At 42.0% G+C, this 8,295-nt stretch carries 6 protein-coding genes; 2 read left to right on the top strand and 4 right to left on the bottom strand.

The window, feature by feature from the left end:
- Nucleotides 1-33: 33 nt before the first annotated feature.
- The gene (locus ACLNCN_RS01810; protein WP_424844511.1) at nucleotides 34-1,644 is read right to left on the bottom strand and encodes a glycoside hydrolase family 13 protein; all 1,611 of its coding nucleotides are present in this window, start codon (nucleotides 1,642-1,644) and stop codon (nucleotides 34-36) included.
- A 152-nt stretch (nucleotides 1,645-1,796) separates the two neighbouring features.
- Here ACLNCN_RS01810 and ACLNCN_RS01805 point away from each other — a divergent pair, with 152 nt between their 5' ends.
- Both ACLNCN_RS01805 and ACLNCN_RS01800 read left to right on the top strand, forming a co-directional pair.
- Entirely contained in the window at nucleotides 1,797-3,281 is a 1,485-nt protein-coding gene (locus tag ACLNCN_RS01805) for a DUF1846 domain-containing protein (protein WP_424844510.1), read from the top strand.
- Nucleotides 3,282-3,375: 94 nt separating this feature from the next.
- Nucleotides 3,376-3,858, top strand: coding sequence for an S-ribosylhomocysteine lyase (locus tag ACLNCN_RS01800; protein WP_000032547.1), 483 nt, complete (start codon nucleotides 3,376-3,378; stop codon nucleotides 3,856-3,858).
- Between the two features lie 60 nt (nucleotides 3,859-3,918).
- On the opposite strand, the gene ACLNCN_RS01795 is transcribed toward ACLNCN_RS01800, so the two are convergent.
- From ACLNCN_RS01795 to ACLNCN_RS01785, 3 genes are all read right to left on the bottom strand, one after another.
- Nucleotides 3,919-6,024, bottom strand: a complete 2,106-nt coding sequence (locus tag ACLNCN_RS01795; protein ID WP_424844509.1) for an ATP-dependent Clp protease ATP-binding subunit — start codon at nucleotides 6,022-6,024, stop codon at nucleotides 3,919-3,921.
- Nucleotides 6,025-6,519: 495 nt separating this feature from the next.
- Entirely contained in the window at nucleotides 6,520-7,500 is a 981-nt protein-coding gene (gene mraY / locus ACLNCN_RS01790; protein ID WP_424844508.1) for a phospho-N-acetylmuramoyl-pentapeptide-transferase, read from the bottom strand.
- A gap of 1 nt (nucleotide 7,501) precedes the next feature.
- The coding region (locus tag ACLNCN_RS01785; protein ID WP_424844507.1) for a penicillin-binding transpeptidase domain-containing protein at nucleotides 7,502-8,295 on the bottom strand (794 nt) is incomplete at its 5' end.

Here is an 8,295-nt window from a genome sequence, read left to right as displayed (position 1 = left end):
CTCAAGCTTTAAGGCTCAAGGTTCTCTAACTTTTTAGTCAGTCATTTCCACACAGAAAGCATCCCATGGAGCTAAGATTTGTTTTTCAAAGACTTCTTGAGCTGCGGTATTTTCAATCAAGACCGACTTGACGTCTCCTTCTACTGTTAAGTCTTGTTCTTCATTGGACAAGTTAGCCACAACTAGGAAACGACGGTCCCCATCTTTACGGATATAGGCAAAAACCTTATCAGTCGTATCAAGCAATTCAAAGTCAGCTCGAATCAGCCAGCTGTTCTCCTTACGGATTTGAACCAGTTTTTGATAAGTATAGAAAATAGAATCTGGATTTGCTAGCGCTTCTTGAACGTTGATTGCTTGATAGTTTGGATTCACTGCTAACCAAGGTTGACCTGTTGAGAAACCAGCGTTTTTGCTCTCGTCCCATTGCATAGGGGTACGGGCATTGTCACGTCCAATGACACGGATACTGTCCATGATTTCTTCCATCGGAACACCTTTTTCAAGAGCTTCACGCGCATAGTTGAGGGATTCAATATCTTCTACTTGGTCCAGTGTTTCAAACGGATAGTTGGTCATCCCAATCTCCTCACCTTGGTAGATATAAGGAGTTCCTCTCATGAGATGAAGTAAGATGGCAAAGGCTTTGGCAGATTTTTCGCGGTATTCTTGGTCATTTCCCCAGATTGAGACGATACGAGGGAGGTCATGATTGTTCCAGAAGAGCGAATTCCAACCGTCCTCAACTCCTAACTCTGTCTGCCATTTGTTGAAGATTTCTTTTAACTTAGCGATATTCAGCTCTTTTTGATAGTGCCATTTAGGCTGACCTTCCTGATACTGAAGACCGATATGTTCAAACTGGAAGACCATAGACAACTCTTGCCCCTTTGGATCCGAGTAGAGCTTAGCAATTTCTGGCGTTGCTCCCCAAGTCTCTCCTACTGTCAAGAGATCCTGATCTCCAAAGGTCGCCTGATTCATCTCCTTGAGATAGGGATGGAGCATAGGTCCATTATTGACTACCTTCTCATCAGGAATTTTGCCAATCATGTCAATGACATCCATGCGGAAGCCGCCAATCCCTTTATCAATCCAGAAGTTCATCATTTCATAAATTTTCTGGCGAAGTTTTTCATTTTCCCAGTTGAGATCAGGCTGTTTCTTGCTGAAAAAGTGGAGATAGTATTGACCTGACTTTTCATCGTATTCCCAAGCAGATCCGCTAAAGATAGAATCTAGGTCATTGGGTTCATCACGCCAGATATAGTAATCTCGCTCAGGGCTATCAGGATTTTCACAGGCTTCGACAAACCAAGCATGTTCATCTGAGGTATGATTGACCACCAAGTCCATGATGATACGGATATCACGCTTCTTAGCTTCCGCAATCAGTTGGTCCATGTCCTCCATGGTTCCGAAAATAGCTGCAATCGCTTGATAATCAGAAATATCATAGCCATTATCATCCATAGGACTGTCATAAACGGGAGAAAGCCAAATCGCTGTAATTCCTAACTTGGCTAGATAGTCTAACTTACTGGTAATTCCTGGCAAATCGCCAATTCCATCTCCGTTACTATCCATAAAGCTCTTAGGATAGACTTGATAAACTACGGCATTGTGCCACCATTTTTCTTGCATCTGTTTACCTCAATATTTTAATAATCTATAATCTATGATAGCGCTTTTCGGAAATTTGTGCAAGCGTTTGCCTAATCTTTTTGATTTCTTTTTTAGCTCCGTAGTTTCCTAACTTCCAATTTTTTATTATAATAGAGGTCAGAGGTAAAAAAATGAAAAAACAAGCTTTTAGTTCTGAACAATATCTGAATCTACAGCGCGACCACATTTTGGAGCGCATTAACCAATTTGATGGCAAGCTCTATTTGGAGTTTGGTGGCAAAATGTTAGAAGATTTCCACGCTGCTCGTGTACTTCCTGGTTATGAGCCTGACAATAAAATCAAGCTCTTGCAAGAATTGAAAGAGCAGGTTGAGGTTGTGATTGCCATTAATGCTAGCAACATCGAACATTCCAAAGCACGTGGCGACCTAGGCATTTCTTATGACCAAGAAGTTCTTCGTTTGATTGACAAATTCAATGAACTGGGAATTTTTGTTGGTTCGGTTGTCATCACACAATACGCTGGCCAACCCGCTGCAGATGCCTTCCGCAACCAGTTAGATAAAAACGGGATTGATTCCTATCTTCATTATCCGATCAAAGGATACCCGACTGATATGGACCACATCATCTCTCCAGAAGGCATGGGAAAAAACGACTACATCAAAACCCGTCGCAACTTGATTGTCGTAACTGCTCCTGGTCCTGGTTCTGGAAAATTGGCAACTTGTATGTCAAACATGTACCACGACCAAATCAATGGTATCAAGTCTGGTTACGCTAAATTTGAAACCTTCCCAGTTTGGAATCTTCCCCTTCATCACCCTATTAACTTGGCCTACGAGGCTGCCACAGCTGACCTTGACGATGTCAACATGATTGACCCCTTCCATCTCCAAACCTATGGAGAAACCACTGTCAACTACAACCGTGATATCGAAATTTTCCCAGTGCTCAAGCGCATGTTGGAACGTATCCTCGGTGAATCTCCATACGCTTCACCGACAGACATGGGGGTCAACATGGTTGGTTTCGCTATTACAGATGACGGGGCTGCTGTCGAAGCTTCTAAACAAGAAATCATCCGTCGCTACTATCAAACTGTTCTTGATTTTAAAGCTGAAAAAGTTGGCGAAGCTGCTGTCAAGAAAATTGAGTTGCTTATGAACGACCTCGGCATCACACCTGCAGACCGTAAGGTTGCTGTCGTCGCCCGTCAAAAAGCAGAAGAAACTGGCGGACCAGCCCTAGCCCTTGAATTGCCAAGTGGTGAAATCGTGACTGGTAAGAACTCAGAGCTCTTTGGCCCTACAGCCGCTGCCTTGATCAACGCCATCAAGAAATCAGCTAACATCGCTAAGGAAGTAAAACTAATCGAGCCTGAACTTGTCAAGCCAATCCAAGGTCTCAAAATCGATCATCTAGGTAGCCGTAATCCACGCCTGCATTCAAATGAAATCCTGATTGCTCTTGCTATCACAGCCACAGAAAATCCTGATGCTGCTCGCGCTATGGAAGAGCTTGGCAACCTCAAAGGAAGCGAAGCTCACTCAACCATCATCTTGACAGATGAAGACAAGAATGTCCTTCGCAAATTGGGTATCAATGTAACCTTTGACCCTTACTACCAATACGACCGCTTGTATCGTAAATAAAGATTGCAGCCTCTCCACTCTCGGGGAGGTTTTCTCTCTGTCTCAGGAGCCAGCTTTATGTTATAATGAAAGAAGAAAACTGAAAGGATTTACCATGTCAAAAGAAGTTATTGTCGAAAGTTTTGAACTTGACCACACCATTGTCAAAGCACCCTATGTTCGCTTGATTGGAGAAGAAACAGGGCCAAAGGGAGACATCATCTCCAATTATGATATTCGCTTGGTGCAACCCAATGAAGACTCTATCCCTACCGCTGGCCTGCACACTATCGAGCACCTCTTGGCCAAACTCATCCGTACCCGCATTGACGGTATGATTGACTGTTCACCATTTGGCTGTCGCACAGGTTTCCACATGATTATGTGGGGGCGTCATACCAGCGCTGAAATTGCGGCTGTCATCAAGGATTCGCTCAAGGAAATCGCTGAAACTACTACTTGGGAAGATGTTCCAGGGACAACCATCGAATCTTGCGGAAACTACAAAGACCACAGCCTCTTCTCTGCTAAAGAATGGGCGAAACTCATCTTGGAACAAGGAATCTCAGATGATGCCTTTGAGCGTCATGTCATCTAAACACAAAAAAGGAACCAGTTTTTCAGCTGGCTCCTTCTTTTTTATTCTCAAAATCTCTAGTTAAGCTTTCTCACGAATAACCAAACCACCATCTTCCATATCTGCTTCTAGGTGTTTGGCATCTAGGTGATCCAAATGGAAGTCTGTCACCTTATCACGAATTTCTTGTTCAACCACGCGACGGAGCGGACGAACACCCATGACTTCGTCATAACCTTCTTCTGTGATATAGTCTTTAGCCGCTTGACTGACTACCAAATCAATATCTTTCTTAGCCAAGGTTTGGTTGACTTCAGCCAACATCAAGTCTACAATCTTAGAAAGGTCTTCCTTAGTCAAGTGTGAGAACTCAATAACTGCGTTAAAGCGGTTAAGGAATTCTGGACGGAAGAATGGTTTCAAACGATCCATCAATTCTGGTTTATCTGCATCTTCTGTCAAGTTAGCTTCATAGCCAAATCCAGCATTTGATGTCGCAATAATGACAGTGTTCTTGAAGTTCACTGTATTTCCTTGACCATCTGTCAAACGACCATCATCCAAGACTTGGAGGAGAAGAGTGATCACTTGAGGGTCAGCCTTTTCAATTTCGTCCAAGAGAATGATAGAGTATGGATTGCGACGAACACGTTCTGTTAAGGTATTGCTATTGTCATCATAACCCACATATCCTGCTGTTGTACCAATTAGCTTAGAAACTGCTGTGCGGTCACTGTATTCAGACATATCCAAACGGATGATTGCATCCTTAGTTCCAAACATATCAAGCGCCAATTGCTTAGCAAGTTCTGTCTTACCAACCCCAGTTGGTCCTACAAAAAGGAAGCTGCCGATTGGGCGATTGCCTTCATCAAAACCAGCACGGTTACGACGGATAGCACGAGCTACCGCTTCTACCGCCTTATCTTGTCCGATTACCTTATCTTGCAAGCGATGAGCCATATCTTTCAAACGTTCAATGTCTGACGCTCCCATTTGAGATACTGGAATTCCCGTCATTCGTTCTACAGATTCAGCCACATCGTTGACACTTGCAGTCACTTTCATATCTTCTGTGTGGTTTTCGATTTTCTTTTCCAATTCTGCAATACGTGTTTTATAGTTTAGAGCTGCTTCAAAATCTTCCGCCTCAACTGCTTTTTCTTGCTTGTCTTTTTCTACTTCAATTTCACGTTCAACAGCATGCACATCTGTTACAGGATGCTGAGCTGCCAAATGGGCTGCCGTTACATCGACAAGGTCAATAGCCTTATCTGGCAAGCTACGTTGAGGAATGTATTGTACAGAATAATCCACTGCTGCTTTCAAGACTTCATCTGGTAAGATGACATTGTGGTGTTGTTGATAGAGATCACGAATTCCTTGAAGGATTTTAAAGGTGTCCTCTGCTGAAGGAGCATTGACCTTAACTTCGTTGAAACGACGAGCAAGAGCTGCATTCTTCAAGATGGTGTTACGGTATTCGTCTTGAGTCGTTGCCCCAATCACTGTCAATTCTCCACGAGAGAGGGCTGGCTTGAGAATGTCTGCAAGCCCTTTAGAACCACTGTCACCTCCAGTAGATCCAGCACCGAGGATTTGGTGAATTTCATCAAAGAAGAGGATAATATTTCCCGCTTCTTTGACCTCATTGACTAAGTTTTGAACGTTTTCTTCAAAACTACCGCGGTATTGAGTCCCAGCCTCAAGACCAGAGATATCTATAGAAATAATTTCCTTGTTCTTAATAGCAGCTGGAACATCACCGTTCACAATGGCTTGTGCCAAACCTTCGACAACTGCTGTCTTACCAACACCTGCATCTCCGACTAGAACAGGATTGTTCTTGGTACGGCGTGAAAGAATTTCAGATGTTTCTTGAATTTCCTTGTTTCGTCCGATAACAGGATCCAACTTACCCTCACGAGCTTCTGCTGTCAAGTTTCGACCTAGTTTAGCAAGGACACCGTCTTGTTTCATACCTGAAGCCTGTTGTGGCATTTGTCCATCAACTTCTGCATTTCCTGGCAATTGACCAGTTGCACGATAGTGAGCAAATTCCTCAGGTGTCACTTCACGTCCATTAATCAAGTAACGACGATTTTCAGAACTGTATCCTCGCATACCACCCATCAATTGGTTAAATAAATCATCCATGTTGTTAAAATTATTAAAATTGTTGTTCATATTCTTTACCTCTTTTTGTTATTTATTATTACTGATATTGACTATCTTTGACCTTTGTTTTAAAAAATTTAGACTAGCTAAATCGCTACTCTACGTACTATTTCTGGTTTTTCTTTTTCAAGCAGGAGTAGACTATCTTTACTTCTGAAGATTTCTAGATTAAACATAGACCCACCTCTTTCTATTTCACTTTAAATAAGCGTTCTAGTAAGGCTTTCATTTACCTTACGTTCATAATATACTACATTAGTCAGAAAAGGTCAAGAGATTTGACTTTAATTGACCAATATTTTTTATACTCTTCGAAAATCGCTTCAAACCACGTCAGTTTCCCCTTTCCGTAGGTATCACAGGTATATGTAATTGACTTCGTCAGTCTTATCAACAACCTCAAAACAGTGTTTTGAGCTGACTTCGTCGAGTTTTCTAGTTTACCTTCTGACTTTAATTGACTATTTAAACGCAAAAACACCCTGAAACATCAGGGTGCCATTCTTACATCAAATATAAAATTGCTAGGGTCAAGAGACTTGCTAGGAGTCCCACTCCCCAAAAGAAGAAGTCAACCTTCCACTCGCTCCAAGGACTTCCTTTACCAGACAATCCTCCAAGCTCAAAATGGTGATGCACAGGCGTCATACGGAAAATACGTTTGCCACCAGTCAGTTTAAAGTATCCAACTTGCATCATAACCGAAGTTGTTTCAAAAACATAAACAATTCCGATAATCAAGAGAGTCCATTCTTGGTGGAGGGCCATAGAGATAGCCGCTAACATTCCACCTAGGGCCAAACTTCCCACATCCCCCATAAAGACCTTGGCAGGCTTGTGGTTAAAGACGAAGAAACCGAGTAAACCACCAATCACGGCAAGAATTACTAGAAGAATATCCATCTGACCTTGCACATAGGCAATAACTCCATAGGCAGACAAACTAATCACAACGGAAATACTAGCCAGACCGTCAATACCGTCTGTCAAGTTGACTGCGTTTGAAAAACCGACTAGCCAGAAAAGAGCGAAGACAATATAGAAAATCCCTAGATGCACTTGGTAGCCAAAGACAGAAAGCATATCGCCACCGCGCTCATAGAAAAGGTAGAAAATGACGCCACCTAGAAGCTGAAGAGCCAATTTCTGCTTGGGATTAAGACCCTCATTGATTTTACGGAAGACCTTGAGGAAGTCATCTAAAAATCCGATTAAACCATAAAGAACCAAGATAAATAAAATCATACCGACATTATTGCTGAGTTGGTTACTAAATAGGGCAATAAAGAAAGCAACTAAAACAGAAGCAATTAAGAAAACCAAACCTCCCATTGTAGGAGTCCCAGCTTTTGCCTGGTGCTGTTTGACATCCTCATGCATCTGCTGGCCTGTAATTTGCGCCTTTCTATAAAATTGGATAAAGGCCGGAATTCCTACTAAAGTTAGTAAAAATGTCACAATTCCAGCACTGATAGAAATAAACATATTAGTCTCCTAAAGTTAATTTAATTTTTTTAATGTTTTTGATAGCTGTATTAGTCCGAACATCTTGCTTCTGAACAACAGAACCTGAACCTTCAAATTCCAGCTCAATATCCAACCATTTAGCAAAGGTCTCAGCAGTCTCTTTTTTCCAGCCATACATGTCTGGAATTTCTTCTACCTTATCCGATAAAAGGAGAACTTGTTGGTTTGGTGCAAGATTGGTCCCTTCTTCTACAGAAGTCTCTTTAATCTTTGTTCCAGTACCTACAACGATTGGTTGCACAATATTTCGTCGTAAGGCTTCCGCCAAATCACCAGGTGAAATATCCTTGATGCTAGGCATTGCATAAGAAGACTCTGTCGTCACTTGATCTAAATTCTTAGCAGGAGATTGAAGATTGAGAGATTCTTTCATAGCTGAAGCTCTTTCAAGAATTGGGTTGGCAAATTCTCCCAACTGGATACCTGAATAATGTTCAGGCTGTTGAACCGTTACATACAAGATAAAATCAGGATTTTCAGCAGGGTTCATAGCCACAACCGAGAAAATGTAGTTGGTAGAACCAACCAAGTAGCCTCCATTTTTCTCGTCAGCGATTTGGGCTGTACCAGACTTGAGGGCTACATTTTGACCTGGAACGTTGACAGTTGCTTTTCCTGTACTATGATTATACATAGTTCCATATATAGGATCCGTTCCTACCAAGACCATGTGAGTACGAGTTTGGCTAGCTGCATCTTTCGAAACGGGATTTCCTACAATTTCTTTTTGAGATTTACGAACGGTTTGATCAT

Source organism: Streptococcus sp. CL8.13 (assembly GCF_049737895.1).
The sequence above is the reverse complement of the archived record's forward strand: the minus strand, read 5'-3'. Positions and strand labels throughout refer to the sequence as shown.

Coding starts and splice junctions, on each gene's coding strand:
- ACLNCN_RS01810 (WP_424844511.1), bottom strand. CDS start 1,644: ATGCAAGAAAAATGGTGGCACAATGCCGTAGTTTATCAAGTCTATCCT.
- ACLNCN_RS01805 (WP_424844510.1), top strand. CDS start 1,797: ATGAAAAAACAAGCTTTTAGTTCTGAACAATATCTGAATCTACAGCGC.
- ACLNCN_RS01800 (WP_000032547.1), top strand. CDS start 3,376: ATGTCAAAAGAAGTTATTGTCGAAAGTTTTGAACTTGACCACACCATT.
- ACLNCN_RS01795 (WP_424844509.1), bottom strand. CDS start 6,024: ATGAACAACAATTTTAATAATTTTAACAACATGGATGATTTATTTAAC.
- mraY (WP_424844508.1), bottom strand. CDS start 7,500: ATGTTTATTTCTATCAGTGCTGGAATTGTGACATTTTTACTAACTTTA.